At 69.6% G+C, this 19,677-nt stretch carries 15 protein-coding genes; 9 read left to right on the top strand and 6 right to left on the bottom strand.

Annotation, left to right across the window (positions count from 1 at the left end):
* The first annotated feature begins 138 nt into the window (after positions 1-138).
* Both WYM_RS16135 and WYM_RS16130 read left to right on the top strand, forming a co-directional pair.
* Complete coding sequence (locus tag WYM_RS16135; protein ID WP_019181880.1) at positions 139-591, top strand: GNAT family N-acetyltransferase; 453 nt, start codon at positions 139-141, stop codon at positions 589-591.
* A 145-nt stretch (positions 592-736) separates the two neighbouring features.
* Complete coding sequence (locus WYM_RS16130) at positions 737-1,702, top strand: acetylxylan esterase (protein WP_019181879.1); 966 nt, start codon at positions 737-739, stop codon at positions 1,700-1,702.
* A gap of 24 nt (positions 1,703-1,726) precedes the next feature.
* Here the strand turns inward: WYM_RS16130 and WYM_RS16125 are convergent, their stop codons facing one another.
* Both WYM_RS16125 and WYM_RS16120 read right to left on the bottom strand, forming a co-directional pair.
* Positions 1,727-3,913, bottom strand: coding sequence for an alpha-galactosidase (locus WYM_RS16125; protein ID WP_019181878.1), 2,187 nt, complete (start codon positions 3,911-3,913; stop codon positions 1,727-1,729).
* Positions 3,910-4,932: a LacI family DNA-binding transcriptional regulator gene (locus WYM_RS16120; RefSeq protein WP_019181877.1), complete on the bottom strand. Its 1,023-nt coding sequence runs from the start codon at positions 4,930-4,932 to the stop codon at positions 3,910-3,912. Before WYM_RS16120 ends, WYM_RS16125 begins: the two co-directional genes overlap by 4 nt.
* Positions 4,933-5,219: 287 nt before the next feature.
* On the opposite strand from WYM_RS16120, the gene WYM_RS16115 reads away from it, so the two are divergent.
* The 7 genes from WYM_RS16115 (at position 5,220) to WYM_RS21845 (ending at position 14,270) form a co-directional block, all read left to right on the top strand.
* On the top strand, positions 5,220-6,533 hold the full coding sequence (locus WYM_RS16115) for an ABC transporter substrate-binding protein (RefSeq protein WP_019181876.1): 1,314 nt from the start codon (positions 5,220-5,222) through the stop codon (positions 6,531-6,533).
* A 19-nt stretch (positions 6,534-6,552) separates the two neighbouring features.
* The gene (locus WYM_RS16110; RefSeq protein WP_019181875.1) at positions 6,553-7,545 is read left to right on the top strand and encodes a carbohydrate ABC transporter permease; all 993 of its coding nucleotides are present in this window, start codon (positions 6,553-6,555) and stop codon (positions 7,543-7,545) included.
* Positions 7,542-8,441: a carbohydrate ABC transporter permease gene (locus tag WYM_RS16105; RefSeq protein WP_019181874.1), complete on the top strand. Its 900-nt coding sequence runs from the start codon at positions 7,542-7,544 to the stop codon at positions 8,439-8,441. The genes WYM_RS16110 and WYM_RS16105 overlap by 4 nt, the downstream gene beginning before the upstream one ends.
* Positions 8,438-10,996, top strand: coding sequence for a glycoside hydrolase family 2 protein (locus WYM_RS16100; RefSeq protein WP_019181873.1), 2,559 nt, complete (start codon positions 8,438-8,440; stop codon positions 10,994-10,996). Before WYM_RS16105 ends, WYM_RS16100 begins: the two co-directional genes overlap by 4 nt.
* On the top strand, positions 10,993-11,964 hold the full coding sequence (locus WYM_RS16095; RefSeq protein ID WP_019181872.1) for a glycoside hydrolase family 113: 972 nt from the start codon (positions 10,993-10,995) through the stop codon (positions 11,962-11,964). The genes WYM_RS16100 and WYM_RS16095 overlap by 4 nt, the downstream gene beginning before the upstream one ends.
* Complete coding sequence (locus WYM_RS16090; RefSeq protein ID WP_019181871.1) at positions 11,961-12,872, top strand: N-acetylglucosamine kinase; 912 nt, start codon at positions 11,961-11,963, stop codon at positions 12,870-12,872. The genes WYM_RS16095 and WYM_RS16090 overlap by 4 nt, the downstream gene beginning before the upstream one ends.
* A 231-nt stretch (positions 12,873-13,103) precedes the next feature.
* A complete protein-coding gene (locus WYM_RS21845; protein WP_157525276.1) occupies positions 13,104-14,270 on the top strand; it encodes an endonuclease domain-containing protein in 1,167 nt (388 codons plus the stop codon).
* Here the strand turns inward: WYM_RS21845 and WYM_RS16075 are convergent.
* From WYM_RS16075 to WYM_RS20540, 4 genes are all read right to left on the bottom strand, one after another.
* Positions 14,209-16,023, bottom strand: a complete 1,815-nt coding sequence (locus WYM_RS16075; RefSeq protein ID WP_019181868.1) for an ABC transporter ATP-binding protein — start codon at positions 16,021-16,023, stop codon at positions 14,209-14,211. The genes WYM_RS21845 and WYM_RS16075 overlap by 62 nt on opposite strands.
* Complete coding sequence (locus WYM_RS16070; RefSeq protein ID WP_019181867.1) at positions 16,020-17,861, bottom strand: ABC transporter ATP-binding protein; 1,842 nt, start codon at positions 17,859-17,861, stop codon at positions 16,020-16,022. The genes WYM_RS16075 and WYM_RS16070 overlap by 4 nt, the downstream gene beginning before the upstream one ends.
* Positions 17,862-18,252: 391 nt before the next feature.
* Complete coding sequence (locus WYM_RS16060; protein ID WP_019181866.1) at positions 18,253-18,765, bottom strand: methylated-DNA--[protein]-cysteine S-methyltransferase; 513 nt, start codon at positions 18,763-18,765, stop codon at positions 18,253-18,255.
* Positions 18,762-19,677 (bottom strand): DNA-3-methyladenine glycosylase family protein (locus WYM_RS20540; RefSeq protein ID WP_019181865.1); only part of this gene is annotated, 916 nt, incomplete at its 5' end. The genes WYM_RS16060 and WYM_RS20540, both read right to left, overlap by 4 nt.

Below are 19,677 nucleotides of genomic sequence, written 5' to 3'. Positions count from 1 at the left end.
CCTTCGTACGGGTCGGCCCACAGCCTATCGCACGGAGGGCAAACTATCTCGACGTCGAGATATCTTCTCGGATGAACTCCGTGTTAATCCCGCGTCATCGCCGTGCCGGATGCCGCGTTCCGGGCTAGCCTGTGCTTCATGGGTGATCTGCGACTCGTCGAACTCTCCGCCAGCACGATCGTGGCGGTCAACAACATGTCGCTCAAGCCCGGCCAGGAGCAGTTCCTGGCCCCGGTGAGCTATGGAGTAGCTGCGACCGTCGTGAACCCGCAGACCACCTGGCAGCGCGTCGTGCTGGACGGCGAGGAGGTGGTCGGGTTCGTCAGCGCGAACTTCGACCCCGAAGAGACGGAGGAGCACTTCCGTTCCGTGCTGTGGCGGATCAACGTCGACGCCGACGACCAGGGTCGCGGTGTCGGCCGCTTCGCGGTCGCCGGACTGCTCGAAGAAGCGCGGAATCGCGGCATGGACCACGTCGATGTCATCTACGAGGCGGGCGAGGGCGGACCGGCCGCATTCTTCGAGCGCGTGGGCTTCACTCCGGTGGGCGAGACCGAGTACGGTGAAGTCATCGCGGAGATCCGCCTGTAATCCGACGCCCGTCCGCCGCGGCGTCCGCGTCGCGAACCGCCCATCGCCGGGCGCCCGAGACCGGCGGCGGGGCCTCGAATACCCCTCCCCCATCGAGGCCTCGTCGCCTTCGCGTCCGCGTCGTGGAAGCCAATAGGGTAAGCGCGTGCCACGATTCGATCTGCCGCCCGCCGACCTCGAACGCTACTCGCCCGACGTCCGCGAGCCGGATGACTTCGACGAGTTCTGGACATCGACGATCGCCGATGCCCGCCGCGAGGATGCTGCGCCTCAGGTAGAACGCGTCGAGACGCCGCTGACGCTCGTCGAGGTGTTCGACGTCACCTTCGCCGGCTTCGGCGGGGAGCCGGTCAAGGCATGGCTGACCCGGCCGGCCGGGATCGACGCGGCGCTGCCCGCGGTGGTCGAGTACAACGGGTACGGCGGGGGTCGTGGTCTTCCGGGAGAGCGCCTGGGATGGGCCGCGGCCGGCTACGCGCACCTGTTCATGGACACCCGCGGCCAGGGGTCGATGTGGGGCTCGGGCGGCGACACGCCGGACCCGCACGGCGCGGGTCCGGCGGCCTCGGGATTCATGACGCGGGGCATCGAGGACCCCGCCGACTACTACTACCGCCGGGTCTTCACCGATGCGGTCCGCGCGATCGACGCGATGCGGGCGCTTCCGGGCGTCGACGCCGAGCGAGTCGCGGTATGCGGCGGCAGCCAGGGCGGCGGGATAGCGCTGGCGGCGGCCGGCCTGTCGGACGGCCTCGTCGCGACCATGCCCGATGTGCCGTTCCTTTGTCACTTCGAGCGCGCTGTGGGCCTCACCGACGCCGACCCGTACCAGGAGGTCGTCCGCTACCTCTCGGTCCACCGCGGAGCCGACGAGCGCGTCTTCCAGACGCTGTCGTACTTCGACGGTGCCAACATGGCGCGGCGAGCAAATGCCGCGGCCCTTTTCTCGGTGGCTCTCATGGACACCGTCTGCCCGCCGTCGACGGTCTACGCGGCGTACAACCGCTACGCCGGGCCGAAGCAGATCGAGGTCTACACGCACAACAACCACGAGGGCGGACAGGCCTACCAGTGGACGGCGCAGGCGCGGTTCCTCGCGGAGCTGATCTGAGGCGCACGCGGCCGGCGGCGCTGGTCAGACGGCGTGGAGGTGCAGAACGAAGGCCTGCAGCGGCCAGAGCGTCGGAAGCTGGAGCCCGACGTCCGTGAGCACTGATCCCGGAAGCTCGATCTCGCCGGCGGTGAACCACTCCGGAGCGATCCAGCCGTACTTCGCGTCGCCGATCTCTCGACGAACCCGCACGCGGTAGCGGCGATCACGTCGCAGGCCCGGGATTCTGAGGCGCTCGGCCCGGGCGTCCTCGAGGCTCGCCACGGTCGCGACGACGACGACGGCCGCGGACGCGCCCTCTGGAACGGACGCCGCTTCCGCCGCGGCGTGTGCCCGCGTCGAGTCGTCGAGCACGAAGGCCGTGACACGCCACGCCGGATCCCGCAGTTCGGGGTGCACGACCCGCCCGGCGTGCACGATCGGGCGGAGTTCTCTGTACAGCGCTGCGAACCGTCGGATGGCCGTGGTCTCGTCGTCGTCGCAGGAGAGGATGTCCCACTCGAACCCGGCCGACCCGAGCAGGCTCGTCGCCATCCGATACGACAGCGCCGTCGTGCGCCCCGAGGAGTGCGACGTCGTGGGCCCGACATGAGCTCCGACCAGCTCCGGCGGGAGCAGCAGACCCGTCCAGCGCTGGATGTCCTGCCGTTCGACGGGGTCGTTCGAATCGCTCGCCCAGACGCGGTCGGTGACGTCGAGGATGCCGAGATCGGTGCGCGCGCCGCCGCTCGAGCACGACTCGATCTCGAGCGACGGATGCCGCTGCTTGAGCTCGCGCAGGAGCGCGTAGACCGCGCGCATCTGCGCGTGCCCGCCCGGTCGTCCCGCGTGGACGGTTTCGACGAGGTCGCGGTTGTGGTCCCACTTGATGAAGTCGATGGCGAGCTCGTCGACGAGGGCGTCGATCTGCTGCAGCACGTGGGCATAGGCGTCGGGGTTCGCGAGATCGAGGACGAACTGCTGGCGCCACGACAGGGCCGGGTCGTGGTCCAGATGCCCCGGGTCGTGCAGCATCCAGTCAGGGTGAGCGCGCGCGACCTCGGAGTCGAGACTGACCATCTCGGGTTCGAACCAGAGCCCGAACTGCATTCCCAGCTCATGCACCCGGCTCGCGAGCGGACCGAGGCCCTGCGGCCAGACGCCGCGATCGACGACCCAGTCGCCGAGACTCGTGGAGTCGTCGCGCCGTCCGAGGAACCAGCCGTCGTCGAGCACGAACCGCTCGATGCCGACCTCGGCCGCGCGCTCGGCCAGCGCCATCAGGCGCGCCGGGTCATGGTCGAAGTACACCGCCTCCCAGGTGTTGAGCACGAGCGGCCTCGCGGCGGAAGGGTGCTGCGGCCGCGCCCGCACCCACGTGTGCACGCGATCGGCGAATCCGTCGAGGCCCTCAGCGGAGTAGACGAACGCCGCGCGCGGAGCTCGATACTCCACGCCCGGTTCGAGCACGATCTCGCCGGGTCTGAGCAGTTCGCCGGCGCCGATCATCGTCGCGGCGTCGGTGATCCTGTCCACGCGCATCGTGAGATCGCTCGACCAGGCCAGATGGACGCCCCACACCTCACCGCCGCCCCAGTGCGGCTCTCCGATCGATGCCAGGGCGGCGACGGGGCTGTCGTGGCCGGGACGCCCTCGGCGCGACTGCCGCGCGGTGCTGCCGGCCGGCATCGCCGAGACGACGGGGCGCTTCTCACGCGTCCAACGGCCGTCGAAGGTGAGCAGGGTGTCGGTGGTGGACGGCACAGGAAGGGTCGCCTCGAGCCAGTCGACCTCCACCGGCGCGGTGGGGACCGTCCCGCTCTCGTGGGCGAGCGCCTGCGCGATCCACACCACCCCGCCCGTCTCGATGCCGATCTCGATCGACAGACGAAGAGCGGATGCCGCATCCCGCGCGACGACGGCCAGGCTCCGGTCGCCCGACTCGGTGGCCTCGACGATCCAGCGGGGGTGATGGAGCACGCCGGACCGTCGCAGTTGCATGCCGGGGCGGCCAGACCACCCGTCGCCCTCCTGCGGCGACAGTGACAGCTGCCAAGCGGCGTCGAGCGTGCCGGGCGGTGTCTGCCGGCTCACCGCGGCCGCGAGAGCGTCGGGGTCGACGTCCGAGCCGAGAGCCGGGCCCCAGTGCAGCACTCGCGGCAGGGCATCGCCCTGCTGCTCGATGAGCACGGCGACGCCGTCGCGTTCGAGTCGGTGGAGCTGTCGGGTCACGCGGTCTTCCTCTCGAAGGGGGGTCGTTCGCCGGTGCCGCGCTCGAGGATCCACGTCGGCAGCTCGAGTTGCCGGGTGAATCCCGCCGGGTCCTGCATGCGCTCGATCGCGATCGCGGCGGCCGCTCGGCCGAGGGCGAGGGGGTCGTGGGTGATGACCGAGACGCCGAGCACGTCGGCCGTGTCGAAGTCGTCGAATCCGATCAGCGCCGTCCGGGCGTCGGCGCGGTCGCGCAGCACGCGGAGCGCGCTGATCGTGACACGGTTGTTGCCGGTGATGATCGCGGTCGGCGCGTCCGGCGCGTCCAGCAGATCGGCGATGAACCCGTCTGCGGGAACGGCGAGGTCGTCGGCCAGACGCTCCCAGCGGGCGGAGTCGACCACGCCGTACGCGGCGAGCGCATCCCGGTAGCCACGCAGGCGCTCGGCCTGCGTGTACACCGACGCAGGGTTGCAGACATAGCCGATACGGCGATGACCCCGCTCCAGCAGCCGGGTCGTCGCATCGAAGACCCCGCGATGATTCTCGAGCACGATGGAGTCGGCGACGAGGTTGCGGGCCGGGCGGTCGATGGCGATCACCGGGGTGCCGAGATGGCGCTCGCCCTCGAGGTACGACTGGTCGTCGGCGACGGGGATGAGCAGCAGGGCGCCCAGCCGCTGCCCGAGCAGGGCCTCGGCCACCCGCTCCTCACCCTCGGCGGTGTCGTCGGTCGTGGACACGACCAAGGAGAACCCGTTGGCCGAGAGCTCACGCTCGATGCCCGCGGCGACCTTGTAGTAGAACGGGTTGCTCAGCTCGCCCATGATGAACCCGATCGTGTTCGTGGGTCCGCCGCGCCGCAGTCCTCGAGCCAGCGGGTTGGGCCGGAATCGCAGTCGCTTCGCCGCAGCCAGCACATGATCGACCGTCTCGGGGGCGACGAGATCGCGGTGCGTGAACACGCGCGAGACGGTCTTCGAGCTGACGCCGGCCAGTCGGGCGACGTCCGCCAGGGTCGCGCGCTGCTGAACGGTCATGCGTGGCCTCCTTGCCGGGCAGCCTTCACGCTAGCAGTGTTAGGCGACGGATGTCCACGTGGGACATTCGAGAGACATCGGCGCGCTCCTCTGCGCGTTCTGTCGCAACGAATTCCCGATCGAATGGTATTTCGGTCGGCGACCGTAACGCCGGACAGGAAGAGACAGCGATGACATTCGTCGCTTGCGGAAGCGCTCCCGTCGTGCGTACTCTGACGTCGCGACGAACCCGTCACGGTGCGATGTGGGCGCCGGCAGTTCAAAGACGAACCTGACAAGGAGAGATCATGGCGAAGAAGGCTTTCGCGGGCATCGCCCTGCTGGCCAGCGCCGCGGTTGCGATGAGCGGCTGCGCCGGCGGCGGTGCGGCCGACGCCGACAACACGATCGACGGCGAGGTGAAGGGCGACATCAAAGTCGTCACCTGGCGAACCGATCTGGTCGAGGACGGCACCTTCGAGAAGTACGCGGAGGAGTTCAACAAGGAGCACCCCGACGTGAACGTCACGTTCGAGGGCATCACGGACTACGCGGGTGAGATGCTCACGCGCATGTCGACGACCAACTACGGCGATGTCATCGGCATCCCGGCGATCAAGCCCGACCAGTACGAGCAGTTCCTCGAGCCCCTCGGCGAGACCGCCGACTTCGAGGACACCTATCGGTTCCTGCCCGCGGCGAGCTTCGACGGCACCCAGTACGGCATCGCCTGGGGCGGCAATGCCAACGGCGTGCTCTACAACAAGCGGGTCTTCGAGGAGGCAGGGGTCACCGCACTGCCGACGACCGAGGAGGAATGGCTCGCGGCGCTGCAGAAGGTGGCCGACAACACCGACGCCATCCCGCTCTACACGAACTACAAGGACGGCTGGCCGCTCACGCAGAGCTTCGGCAACCTCGGCGTGGTCACCGCCGATCCCGACGCGCCGATCACGATGGCCGAGGACCCGGCTCCGTGGACGGAGGGCACCGACGTCTACGCGGTCGACTCGCTCCTGTACGAGTCTGTGGCCGCCGGCCTCACCGAGCCGGACCCGCTCACCACGAACTGGGAGCAGTCGAAGGTCGACCTCGGCACCGGCAAGATCGCCGCGATGACGCTCGGCTCGTGGGCGATCTCGCAGATGCAGACCGCGGCGGAGGAGAACGGCGGCTCGGCTGACGACATCGGCTACATGACGTTCCCGGCGAACGTCGACGGCACCCAGTACGCGGTCATCGGGGGCGACTACAACCTGGCGGTGAGCAAGCACTCCAAGGCCAAGGCAGCCGCCTGGGCGTGGATCCAGTGGGTCGTCGAGGAGTCCGGCTACACCGAGGCCCAGGGCATGATCTCGCCTGTGCTCGACAAGCCGCTTCCCGAGAACCTGCAGGGCTTCGAGGAGTCGGGCGTGGAGCTGATGGAGATCAACGCCGCCCCGGCCGGCAAGGAGGGGCTCATCAACAGCATCGCCGATGATTCGCAGGTCGATCTCTACGGACCCATCTACCGGCAGAAGCTCGTCGACATCGCCCGCGGCGCCGCCGACGGCGACAAGGAGAGCTATTTCGCGGAGCTGAACGAGCGCTGGGGCGCATCGGTCGAGAAGCTCGCAGGCTGAGCGGGAGGACGGCAGCGACATGGCCATTGCAGCTCCGGGTGCCGCACCGGCGGATGCCCCTGCCATCCTCAGCGCGCCCGCGCGGGCGCGGCGACTCGGCGGGTTCCCCCGCCGATCCGCCCGCCCGCGCGGCGGCTCCGCCGGGCGGAGCCTTCTGCAGAAGCTCACACCGTGGCTCTTCCTCGCCGCGGCAGTGGGACTGCTGCTGGTCTTCACCTACTGGCCGGCGGTGAACCTGTTCTACTACAGCGTCACCGACTGGGACGGCATCGACCTGCAGAAGAACTTCGTGGGGCTGGACAACTACGTGCAGGTCTTCACCGACCCGCGGATCTTCGCGGTGTTCGGGGTCAGCCTCTACTATTTCCTCGCCTCGTTCGCGCAGATGGCGATCGCGCTCTACTTCGCGGCGATCCTCAGCTTCTCGACGCGATTCTCGAACCTCTTCCGCGGCATCCTCTTCTTCCCCTACCTCATCAACGGCGTCGCGATCGGCTTCGTCTTCCTGTACCTCTTTCAGCCCGGCGGGACCCTGGACACCGCGCTCGGATGGTTCGGGGTGACCGACCCGCCGCAGTGGCTCGGCAACCCCGACGTCGTCAACTGGTCGCTCGCCGGCACCTCGGTCTGGCGCTACACCGGCTTGAACTTCGTGCTCTTCCTCGGTGCGATCCAGTCCATCCCGCACGAGCTGTACGAGGCAGCGGACCTCGACGGGGCGAACCGCTGGCAGCAGTTCTGGGCGATCATCTTCCCCGGCATCCGCCGCGTGGTGGGCCTGTCGTTCATCCTCGCGATCGCCGGAAGCCTGTCGGTGTTCGAAGTGCCCTTCATCATGACCGGCGGTGCGAACGGATCGGCGACCTTCGTCATCCAGACCCTGCAGACGGCCTTCAGCTTCCGGCAGGTCGGACTCGCCTCCGCGATGGCCGTCGTGCTGCTGCTCATCGTGCTGGTCGTCACCTGGATCCAGCGGCGCGTGTTCCCCGACGAGAAGGTGGACCTGACATGACCACCCAGCCCCTCCGGACGATGCCGCTGCGCACCACTCCCCCCTCGAGGATCCGCGGGCGGAGCCTCGGTGAGCGCCTCCGCGGCACCAGCGCGACCACCGCGAAGTACGTGAGCCTCCTCATCGCCGCCGTCGTGACGCTGCTGCCGCTGTCGGTGCTGCTGTTCGCGAGTCTGAAGACAGCTCCCGAGTACGCCCAGACCGGCCCCTTCGATCCGCCCGAGAACTGGCTGAACTTCGACAACTTCGTCACGGCGTTCACCAGCGGCGAGATGCTCCAGGGCTTCGTCAACACCACGATCGTGCTGGTCGTCTCGCTGGCGGGCACCGTGCTGATCGGCACCATGGCCGCCTATGCGCTCGACCGCTTCGCGTTCCGGGGGAAGAAGGTCGTGATCGGCCTGTTCCTCGTGGCCACGCTCATTCCCGGGGTGACCAGCCAGGTGGCCACCTTCCAGCTGATCAACGGCCTGGGACTCTACGACACCAAGGCCGCTCTGATCCTGCTCTTCATGGGCACCGACATCATCGCGATCTACCTGTTCATCCAGTTCATGCAGTCCATCCCGGTGTCGCTGGACGAGGCGGCCATGATCGACGGCGCCAACCGCTGGACGATCTACTGGAGGATCGTTCTGCCGCTGCTCAAGCCGGCGATCGCCACGGTGGTGATCATCAAGGGCATCGCGGTGTACAACGAGTTCTACGCACCTTTCCTCTATCTGCCGTCCGAGGGCCTCATCTCCACGTCGCTGTTCCGCTTCAAGGGACCGTTCGGCGCGCAGTGGGAGGTCATCGCGGCCGGCACGGTCGTCGTCATCATCCCCACCCTCATCGCCTTCCTGCTGCTTCAGCGCTGGATCTACAAGGGCCTCACCTCAGGAGCCGTCAAATGACCCCTCCCCTTCCCCAGTCAGCACCGGCGGTCGCCCGCCGCACGCTGCACGAGAACTGGCGCCTTCGCGCGGGGTCGGGACCCTCGCCGGCCGCGATCGCCGACCTGGTCGTCCCGGCTCAGGTGCCCGGATGCGTGCACACAGACCTGCTGTCGTCGGACCTGATCCCCGACCCCTTCCTCGACGACAATGAAGGGGCGCTCGCCTGGATCGGGCTGGTCGACTGGCGATACGAGACCACCTTCGACTGGACCTCCGATGGGGCCGAGCGCACCGACCTCGTCTTCGAGGGACTCGACACGGTCGCGGCGATCGAGCTCAACGGACGCCGGATCGGTGCCACCGCCAACCAGCACCGCTCGTACCGCTTCGACGTGCGCGACACCCTCGTCGAGGGCGGGAACGAGCTCGTCGTGCGCTTCCGCTCGCCGATCAAGTACGCCAACGAGCAGAGCATGGCGCTGGGCGCCCGCGAGCGCCCCTATCCGCTTCCCTACGACGCGATCCGCAAGTCCGCCTGCAGCTTCGGCTGGGACTGGGGCATCGCCACCTACACCAGCGGCATCGTCAAGCCGGTCGCGCTCGAGGCCTGGTCGGCCGCCCGCCTCGCCCAGACGCGCGTGGTCGCCGCACCCGAGGGCGCCGGCGGCGTGATCGAGGTCGACGTGACCGTCGAGCGGGCAGCGGATGCGGCATCCGCTCTCTCGATCAGCGTCGCGGTGAACGGTCCGGGGCTCGACGGCGACTCGCTGCCCGGAGAGGTCGTCGCCATCGACGGCGACCGCGCGCGCGTGCGCGTCGAGCTGCCGGCGGTCGAGCGCTGGTGGCCGGCCGGCTACGGGGAGCAGCCGCTGTACGTCGTCGACGTACGGCTGCACGACGAAGGACCCGAGCCGCTCGACGCGCTGCACCGCACCGTCGGGTTCCGCGACGTCCGGTGGGACACCACGCCCGACGCCGACGGCACGCCGTTTACGCTGGTGGTCAACGACCAGCCGGTGTTCGTGAAGGGCGTCAACTGGATCCCCGACGACGCGCTCACGGTGCGCGTCACCCGCGACCGTCTGCGCCGGCGGTTCGAGCAGGCGCTGGACGCCAACCTCAACCTGATCCGCGTGTGGGGCGGAGGACTGTACGAGTCCGACGACTTCTACGAGCTCGCCGACGAGCTCGGCCTGCTCGTGTGGCAGGACTTCCTGTTCGCGTGCGCCGCGTACGCCGAAGAGGAGCCGCTGCGGTCCGAGGTCGAAGCCGAGGCACGGGAGAACATCGTGCGTCTCGCTCACCACGCGTCGCTGGTGCTGCTCACCGGGAACAACGAGAACCTCTGGGGCTACGAGGACTGGGGATGGAAGCAGCGCCTGGACGGCAAGACCTGGGGCGCGTCGTACTACTACGAGCTGTTCCCGTCCCTGGTCGACGAGCTCGCCCCGCACGTGCCGTACGCGCCGGGCAGCCCCTTCAGCCCCGGCGGCGGGTGGAACGGCGCGGCTCAGACCGGGCCCCACCCCAACGACGAGAAGCACGGCAGCATGCACCTGTGGGAGCAGTGGAACCGGCGAGACTGGACGACGTATCGCGAGCACCGGCCCCGGTTCGTCGCGGAGTTCGGCTGGCAGGGGCCCCCTGCCTGGACGACGCTGACCCGCTCGATCTCGGACGACCCGCTCACTCCCGAATCGCCCGGCATGATCGTGCACCAGAAGGCGATGGAGGGCAACGTCAAGCTCACCGGCGGCCTCGTCCCCCATTTCCGGATGCCGGAGGCCATGGAGGACTGGCATTGGGCGATGCAGCTCAACCAGGCGCTCGCCGTACGGACCGCCCTGGAGCACTTCCGGTCATGGGCACCGCACACGCAGGGCGCCATCGTCTGGCAGCTCAACGACTGCTGGCCGGTGACCTCGTGGGCGGCGATCGACGGCGATGAGCGTCCGAAGCCGCTCTACTACGCCATGAAGAACGCGTTCGCCCCCCATCTGGTCACGATCCAGCCGCGGCCCGAGGGCGACGGGACGGACCGCGGCGCGGCCGACAGCGGCCTCGCGGTCGTGCTCGTCAACGACTCCGCCGAGCCATGGCAGGGCGAGCTCACGGCGCGGCGCGTGGGCTTCGACGGCGACGAGCGGGCACGGTTCGCTCGGACCGTGTCGCTGGCTCCCCGCGAGACGGCGACCATCGGACTGTCGTCCGACGTCGCCACGCCGGGCGATGCCGCGAACGAGCTCGTGGTCGCGGACCTCGACGACGCGCGAGGGACCTGGTTCTTCACCGAGCCGCGCGATTCCACTCTCGGACCGGCGACGGTCGATGTGCGCACTGAGCCGATCTCGGACGGCACCCGGGTGACGGTGACGGCGTCCGCCCTGGTGCGCGATCTGACCCTGCTCGTCGACAAGATCGACCCCGAGGCGGTGGCCTCCGACGCGCTGCTCACCCTGCTCCCGGGCGAGAGTGCGAGCGTGAGCGTGCGCCACCGCGGCGACGCGATCCCTGCCTCAGCCCTGTCCGACCCGCGCGTTCTGCGGACGGCGAACGAGCTGGTCGCCCGGTGAGCTCTGGATCGCTGCCCGCCCTCGAGCCGTATGTGGCCGGGATGACCTGGGGCTGGACGGGCGTGCGCGGCAGCTGGGCGACGGACGAGGCATCCGCTTCTCTTCGCGCGATGGCCGACCACGGAGTGAACTGGACCGCACTGGCGTACTCCGCCCTGCAGGAGACCGCGCAGTCCACCGAGGTGCGCTTCCGCGGGGAGCCGACGGTGACCGACGGCGAGGTGGTGTGGGCGATCCGGGAGGCGAAGGCCCTCGGGCTCAAGGTGTGCCTGAAGCCCGTGGTGAACGTCGCCGACGGCACGTGGCGCGCCTACATCGGCTTCTTCGACTGGGACGTGCCCGGAGAGCCGAGCTGGACCCAGTGGTTCGCCTCGTACCGCGAGTTCATCCTGCACGCCGCGCGCATCGCGCAGGCCGAGGGCTGTGAGATGCTCTGCATCGGCTGCGAGATGGTCCGGGCCGACGCGCGCGCCGACGAGTGGCGCGACCTCGTGCGCGAGGTGCGGAAGGTGTACACCGGGCTGGTGACCTACAACTGCGACAAGTACCAGGAGGACCACCTCTCGTGGTGGGACGCGGTCGACGTGATCACCTCGAGCGGGTACTACCCCATCGAGGACTGGGAGGCTCAGCTCGACCGCATCGAGAAGGTCGTCACCGCGAACGACAAGCCGTTCTTCTTCATGGAGGCCGGTTGCCCGTCGCGCGAGGGCTCCCCCGATCGGCCGAACGACTGGTCTCTCGCCGGCGCGCCGTCCGGAGCGGCGCAGCTGCGCTACTACGAGGCGATGTTCGCGGCGTGCCAAGAGCGCCCGTGGGTGCGCGGCTTCATGCTGTGGGACTGGCCGGCGCGACTCTATGCTGCTGACGCCGCCCCCGAGAACGACGACTACTGTCCGTACGGCAAGCCCGCCGGCGACTTCATGCGCGATCGCTACGTCGCGCTCTCGGGAAAGGACCCGGCATGACGCGGGGCGTGCTCGCCATCGACGCCGGACAGACCGGCACCAAGGTGCGCGTCGACGGGCGCGACGCCCTCTTCCCCGGCATCCGCACCCACGAGCCACTGCTCCCCCAGCTCGCCGGTGTCGCCCGCGCCGCGCTGGACGACACCGGCGCCGAGGTGTCGATCGTGACGGCAGGGGTGTCGGGACTGACGACCCGGGAAGCGGATGCCGCGGCCCTGCTCGCGCGCATCGCCGACCCCGCCGTCGTCGAGGTGGTGCTCGCACACGATTCGACCACGTCGTTCCTCGGCGCTCTGGGCGACGGTCGCGGATCGGTCGTCGCTGCGGGCACCGGTGTGGTGACGCTCGCGGTCGGTCGCGACCGCGTGGCGCGCGTAGACGGCTGGGGCAATCTCGTCGGAGACGCGGGCAGCGGCTACTGGATCGGACGCGAGGCGCTCGACGCCGTCATGCGCTCGTTCGACGGACGCGGGCCGGCCACCGCGCTGACCGAGGTCGCCCGCGAGCGGTGGCCCGACCTCACGCAGGCGTACATCCACCTGCAGTCCGATGACGACCGCGTCCGCGTCATCGCGTCGTTCGCCGAGCATGTCGCCCGTTTGGCAACCGAGGGCGACGCGGTGTCGCAGAACATCACCGTGCGCGCCGGCGGCGAGCTCGCGCACAGCGTGGAGACGTCCCTGCGCCGGGTGCGCGTCGCGGACGACGAGGCGTTCGGCGTGTGCGCGATCGGCGGGGTGTTCCGCTCCGTGCAGCTGCGCCAGGCCTTCGCGTCCCATATCGACGCGAGCGAGCTCGACGTCGTGCTGGTCGCCCCGCTCGGCCACGGGATCGACGGCGCGGTGGCCCTCGCCGGCCTCGCGCCGAGGCATCCGCTCGCCGCCGACGTGTGGGTCGCACGGGCCTGACCGTCCGCAGCCCTCGGGCGTCGCAGGGGCGGGCTTTCCGAGGCATCCGTGCCGAAACCGGACTTCCGGAAACCGGAGCCTCGTGTGATTTCCGGACTTCTGTCACGCGACGGTCCGGAAACTCGCGCATACTCCGGTTTCCGGATGCGCACCTGCTCACCCGCTCCTCCCCACGCGGCATTCAGCAGTCCGCTGCGGCCGTCGCCTGTGGGCAGCGCGTCGGCGGCCCCGGTGCGCGTGATGATCTCCTGCATGGCCGTCGTATCTATCCCGCAGACACCCAACCAGCGAATCGCCCAGGAGGTGTCGCGGCTGCTCGAATGGATCAGTGCGGCTGGGGGGATCACTCATCGGCGCGTCGCCGAAAACGCGGGCTTTCCTGTCGCCGTGCGTCGTGCCGCTGTGGCCTCCGGGGTGGTGCGTCGAATCAAGCGCGACTGGCTCGCGAGCGACACTGCGCCGACGGACCTGCTGACGGCGGCAGAGAACAGCGGCAGGCTGACATGCGTCTCAGCCGCACGCCGACGCGGCTGGTGGATGCCGGAGGACGCGCCCGACGACACCCACATCCGGCTCGATCCCCACGCCTCGTCTCCCACGTCGGCCGTGACGACCCACTGGACGCAGTCCATCGCACCCGCACCGAGCTTCGGCCTGCTCGACTCCGTCGAAGATACCCTCGCGCATGTCGCGCTCTGCCTCCCTCCGGAAAGAGCACAGATCGTGTGGAACTCAGCGCTCAAGGTCGAGAAGCTCACGCCCGCTGGAATACGCCGGGTGCAGTGGCGGAGCCGTCCGGCTCGTGATTGCGCTGAACGCGCCTCGGACCAATCGGATTCTGGCCTGGAGACCACCCTCGTCGTGCGCCTCAGTGGCTGGGGTCTCCCGCTGCGTCAGCAGGCCGAGATCTTCGGACGGCCTGTCGACCTCCTCATCGGCGAGCGACTGGTCGTGCAGATCGACGGCTTCGCGCACCACTCCACGTCTGCCCAGCGCAGCAAGGATGTGGCCTTCGATGCGGAACTGACCCTCAACGGATACACGGTGCTGGCTTCACGTATGCGCACGTCGTGCACGACCTCGATTCCGTCGAGCGGACGATCGCTCGCGCTATCGCCGCGGGTGCGCACCTCGCCGCTTGAGTTCTCGGCGGAAGCTTCGTGGATGGCGCGAGTCCGGAAACCGGACCTTCGCGGCATCTCCGGAGTGAATCAGCCTCCGGCTCCGGAAAGCGGAGGAAAGTCCGGTTTCCGGAGCCAGCTCGACCCGCAGGACGGAATGACGGATGCCCCGGCCCGGCGCGTGAGCGCGGGACCGGGGCACCGGAAGCCAGGCGTCAGACCAGCGACTCGCGCCAGGCGGCGTGCAGCTTGGCGAACCGACCGTCGCCGCCGATGAGGGCGTCGGGCGAGTCGTCCTCGATGATGCGGCCGTGCTCCATGACCAGGACGCGGTCGGCGATCGCGACCGTCGACAAGCGGTGCGCGATGATGATCGCGGTGCGGTCGGCGAGCAGGGTCTGCAGCGCATCCTGGATCTGACGCTCGCTCGGGATGTCGAGCGACGCCGTCGCCTCGTCGAGGATCAGCACCGCGGGATCAGCCAGGAACGCGCGCGCGAACGAGATCAGCTGGCGCTGCCCTGCCGACACACGCCCGCCGCGCTTGTTGACGTCGGTGTGGTATGCGTCCGGGAGCGCCTCGATGAAGGCGTCCGCGCCGACCGCGCGCGCCGCTGCACGGATCTCGTCGAGCGTCGCGTCGGGCTTGCCGAGCGCGATGTTGTCGGCGACCGTGCCGCTGAAGAGGTACGCCTCCTGCGTGACCATGACGATCGCGCGCCGGAGGTCCTTCGGGTGCAGCGACCGCAGGTCGACGCCATCGAGGGTGACCGAGCCGCGGGTCGGGTCGTAGAACCGCGACACGAGCTTGGCGAGCGTCGATTTGCCCGCGCCCGTCGTGCCCACGAGGGCGATCGTCTGACCGGCGGGGATGTCGAGCGAGAAGTCCGGCAGGATGACGCGGTCCTTCGAGTAGCCGAACAGCACGTCGTCGAACCGCACGTGGCCCTTCGCGCTCCACAGGTCGACCGGCTTGACGGGGTCGGGAACGGTCGGCTCCTCCTCCAGGACGCCCGACACCTTCTCGAGCGCCGCCGTCGCGGACTGGTACGAGTTCAGGAAGAACGCGACCTCCTGCAGCGGCGAGAAGAAGTTGCGGACATACAGGACCGCCGACAGCAGGAAGCCGAGCTGCATCGCGCCGTCGGCGACGCGGATGCCGCCCCACGCGATCACGACCGCGAGGGTGACGGATGCCACGGCCATCAGCCCCGGCTCGAAGGTGCCGAAGAGGCGGATCGAGCGGATGTTGACGTTGCGATAGTCCAGCGCCAGTCCGCCGAACTCGTCGTCGTTGCGCTCTTCCTTGCGGAACGCCTTGACGGCGCGGATGCCGGTCATCGTCTCGACGAACTTCACGATGACCTTCGCGCTGATCACCCGCGATTCGCGGTACACCAGCTGCGAGCGGGTGTAGAACCAGCGCATCAGCAGGAACAGCGGGATACCCATGACGATGAGGATGAGGCCCGACTGCCAGTCGACGATCAGCAGCGCCACCAGGGTGAACCCGCCGAACAGGATGCCCGAGACCAGCTCGTTGAGCCCGCCGTCGAGCAGCTCGCGGATGGTGTCGAGATCGCTCGTCTGGCGCGAGATGATGCGGCCCGACGTATACGACTCGTGGAACTCCAGGCTCAGCCGCTGCGTGTGCAGGAAGATGCGCTTGCGGAGGTCGAGCATGATGGCCTGGGTGAGGCGAGCGGCGACGACGACGTACCAGCCGATGAGGCCGGCGCCGCCGATCGCGGTGAGCAGGTACACCACCACGACGCCGATCGTCGGCATCCAGTCCATGCGGTCGACGACGGCGGGCAGCGCGTCGCTGAGGCCGTAGCCGATGAGAGCGGGGCCGGCGACGCGCAGCGCCGTGGAGACCACCAGCACGATCCCGGCGAGGATCAGCTGGCCGCGCACGGGCGTGATCAGCGAGCCGAGCAGGCGCAGCGAGCGCTTGCGGATCGTCTTGCTCTCGGCGCGCGTGTAATCGGAGCGGTCTTCGCCGCTGGTTCCGGTAACCGTGGTGCTCACAGGTTCACCTCCCACTCTTCGTCCTGATGGCGGGCCCGGAGTCGGGCCTCCTCGACCTCGAGACTCGAGATCACGTGCCGGTAGTGCTCGTTCGTGCGCAGCAGGTCGGAGTGCGTGCCCACCGCGGTGACGCGACCTGCCTCCAGCAGCGCGACCCGGTCGGCGAGCGTGACCGTCGAGGGGCGGTGCGCGACGACGAGCGCCGTCGTCGCGTGCAGCACCTCGCGCAGCGCGTCCTCGACCAGCGCCTCGGTGTCGACGTCGAGCGCCGACAGCGGGTCGTCGAGCACCAGCACGGCGGGCCGCGCCGCGACGGCGCGCGCGAGCGCGAGCCGCTGGCGCTGGCCGCCCGAGAGCGACAGCCCCTCTTCGCCGATGATCGTGTCGACGCCGTCCGGCAGATCCTCGACGAAGGATGCCTGGGCCACCTGCAGCGCCTCGCGCATGACGGCTTCCGCTTCGGCGCTGCCGGGCTCGAGGTCTTCGCGCCCGAGCAGGACATTGTCGCGCACCGACTGCGAGAAGAGCGTGGCGTCCTCGAAGGCCATGCCGATGTGGCGGCGCAGCTCCTTGATGGTGAGGTCTCGCACGTCGACGCCGTCGAGCGTGACACGGCCGCCGGTGACGTCGTACAGGCGCGTCGGCAGGGTGGTCAGCGTCGTCTTGCCCGACCCGGTCAGCCCGACGAGGGCCATCGTCTCGCCCGGGCGCAGCACGAGATCGACGCCGTCGAGCAGGTCGCGCTCCCGGTCGGCGGCATCCTGATAGCGGAAGTGCACCCCCTCGAACGCCAGCTCGCCGCGGGCGTGCCCGATCGACACCGGCCGCTCGGGGTCGGTGATCGTGTTCTCCTCGTCGAACACCTCGTACAGGCGGTCCGTGGCGGTGCGCGCGTCGAGCATGAACGAGAACAGGAAGCCGATCGATTCCATCGGCCAGCGCAGCACCGTCGCCATCGTGAAGAAGGCGATCAGCTCGGCGCTCTGCAGCTGTCCGAGCGCGGCGAGGTAGATGCCCGCCCCGAGGCACAGGGCGAACGCGACGTCAGGCAGCAGCACCAGCCAGAACCAGATCCAGCCGATCGCACGAGCCTTGCTGAGCTCGGTCTCGCGCAGCGTCTCGGCCTGCCGGGTGAACTTCTGCAGCGCGTGCTTGCCGCGGCCGAACGCCTTCAGGACGCGGATGCCGTGCACGCTCTCTTCGACGGAGGTCGCCAGGTCGCCTGCCTGGTCCTGCGACTGGCGCGCGAGCGACCCGTACGTCTTCTCGAATCGGTAGCCCGCGTACCAGAGCGGCGCCGACGTGACGAGGAAGATCGTGCCGAGAAGCCAGTGCCAGCGGAACAGCAGGACGGTGCCGACGGCGATCGTGATGACGTTGACCACCAGCAGCACCAGGCCGAAGGCGAGCCAGCGTCGCAGCATGCTGATGTCCTGCATCATGCGGCTGAGGAGCTGGCCCGACTGCCACCGGTCGTGGAACGACACGGGGAGCCGCTGCAGGCGCGAGTAGAAGGTCTGGCGCAGGTCGTACTCGACCATGGTCGCCGGACCCAGTACGAACCAGCGGCGCAGCCAGACCATCGCAGCCTCGGCGAGACCGAGCGCGAGGATGGCGGCGGCGCCCCAGCCGATGAGGGCGAGGTCGCCCGAGCTGATCGGTCCGCGAACGACGCTTTCGAGCACGAGCGGGATCGAGAGGGCGAGCAGGCTCGCGATGAGCGCGCTGACGCCGCCGAGGATGAGGCGCGGCAGGACGGGCTTGGCGAAGGGCAGCAACCGCGCAAGCGCTCGGAAAGTGGACGGATGGGACCGTGGCGAGTCGACGGTGGAGGTCATGATCCTTTGTGCTGATGAGCAGCGGGAGTGGTGAGCGGATGACCCGGATCGGGGTCGGGAAGGGCGTGATCGACAGCGCGGCGTCGACGCGACGAAGCGTCTCCCGGAAGGAACGCTCCGACTCGCGGCGTTATGCCGGTGTCGCCGGTGTGTCGTGGGACGGGCGAGCGGCTATCCCTGGAAGCGAGGACGCTTCGGCCCGGCAAGGCGGAGGATGAAGGCGATCTTCGCGGCGACGACGGCCTGGTGCATGGCTCCTCCTTGGGGCTGAATGGAATAGGGCTGCCGGTCACACCCCTGAAGGTGGTGCGACGCGACAGCCCTCCAGCCTATACCTGGGAATTCGCTGAGCGCAAGAAGCGCTTTCCGCCCCCGCGGAAATCGGAGCCGGTCAGCCGAGCAGCGCCGGCACCCCGGCCTCACGGGCGAGCAGGCTCTGCTTGACCGGAAGACCCCAGGCGAAGCCACCGAGCCCTCCCCCGGTGCGCAGCACGCGGTGGCACGGCACGAACAGCGCGGGAGCGTTGCGCGCGCAGATGGATGCCGCGGCCCGCACGGCGCTCGGCGATCCGAGCTCGACCGCGAACTCCGCGTAGGTCAGCGGCCGCCCGGGCGAGATCCGGCGGAGCGCGTCCCAGCCGGCGAGCTGCCGGGGTGTGCCGTGCTGAGACACGGCGACGCCGTCGATCGCGTCGAGCTCGCCCTCGTAGTACGCCAGGACGGCGGCCGCGGCATCCGTCTCTCTCCTGCTCACCGACGACGGGCGGGCGTCCGGGCGCACTCGGCCCAGGATGCGCTCGGCTTCGGGCGTCCAGCCCGAGGCCAGCACGCGTCCGCCGGCGTCGGAGAGGATCGTGAACGCGCCGTCGGGGGTGTCGATCGTCTGGATGGTCGCGATGGTCATGCTGTCACCTTCGTCTCGGATTCGGATGCCTCGGTCCGCCGTCGCGGGCTGGGCTTCGGCAGCTTCGGGGATCTGGGCGGCACCGCGCGCCAGAGGTGGGCCGTGAAGTAGCTGCGCCACGGTGCGGTGCGAGCGGCCCAGTCGGTGAGGGCACGCGGCTCGGACGGCAGGCCCGCCGCCGCCGCGCCGGCACGCACCGCCACGTCGCCGGGCAGGAAGACGTCGGGGTCGCCGAGCACGCGCATGCGCACGTAGTCGGCCGTCCACGGTCCGATCCCCGGCATGGCGAGCAGGGCAGCGCGCTGCTCGCCGGCGTCGTCGCCCGGCGACAGGACGAGCGAGCCGTCGGCGAGGGCGGCCGCCGCGCCGGTGATCGCACGGATGCGGGCGGCGGGTCCTCGCAGCACCTCGTGGCCGTGCTCGGCGATCGTCGCCATGCTCGGGAACAGCCGCATCGTGCGCTGCATCACGTCGAGCTCCGCGCCGTCACTCGAAGGCGGGGTCGGGTCGGCCAGGCTCGGGACCTCCTCGCCGAGCGCCGCTGTCAGCGCCGACAGAGCGGTACGTGCCGCGACCACCGTGATCTGCTGCCCGATCATGGCGCGGATGAGCATCTCATGGGGATCCGCGGCGCCGGGGACGCGCAGCCCGGGAAGGCCCGCGACCAGCGGCGCCAGCTCGGGGTGACGCGAGAGCGCATCGTCCACCGCGATCGGGTCGGCGTCGAGATCGAACAGGCGGCGCGCCCGCGTCACGAGGGTGGACAGGTCGGCCAGGTTCGTGAGCCTTGCCCGCAGTCGCACTCTGCCTGCGCCGCCACCGTCGTCCGTGCGCAGCTCGAACCACGCCGGTCCGCCCGGAAGGCGCAGCGTGCGCGCGAACGTCGTCGCCGTCGCGGCCTCGGCCCCCGTC

Source organism: Microbacterium yannicii PS01 (genome assembly GCF_000304335.1).
GTDB lineage: Bacteria > Actinomycetota > Actinomycetes > Actinomycetales > Microbacteriaceae > Microbacterium > Microbacterium yannicii_A.
The sequence above is the reverse complement of the archived record's forward strand: the minus strand, read 5'-3'. Positions and strand labels throughout refer to the sequence as shown.

Coding starts and splice junctions, on each gene's coding strand:
- WYM_RS16135 (WP_019181880.1), top strand. CDS start 139: ATGGGTGATCTGCGACTCGTCGAACTCTCCGCCAGCACGATCGTGGCG.
- WYM_RS16120 (WP_019181877.1), bottom strand. CDS start 4,932: ATGACCGTTCAGCAGCGCGCGACCCTGGCGGACGTCGCCCGACTGGCC.
- WYM_RS16115 (WP_019181876.1), top strand. CDS start 5,220: ATGGCGAAGAAGGCTTTCGCGGGCATCGCCCTGCTGGCCAGCGCCGCG.
- WYM_RS16110 (WP_019181875.1), top strand. CDS start 6,553: ATGGCCATTGCAGCTCCGGGTGCCGCACCGGCGGATGCCCCTGCCATC.
- WYM_RS16105 (WP_019181874.1), top strand. CDS start 7,542: ATGACCACCCAGCCCCTCCGGACGATGCCGCTGCGCACCACTCCCCCC.
- WYM_RS16100 (WP_019181873.1), top strand. CDS start 8,438: ATGACCCCTCCCCTTCCCCAGTCAGCACCGGCGGTCGCCCGCCGCACG.
- WYM_RS16090 (WP_019181871.1), top strand. CDS start 11,961: ATGACGCGGGGCGTGCTCGCCATCGACGCCGGACAGACCGGCACCAAG.
- WYM_RS16070 (WP_019181867.1), bottom strand. CDS start 17,861: ATGACCTCCACCGTCGACTCGCCACGGTCCCATCCGTCCACTTTCCGA.
- WYM_RS16060 (WP_019181866.1), bottom strand. CDS start 18,765: ATGACCATCGCGACCATCCAGACGATCGACACCCCCGACGGCGCGTTC.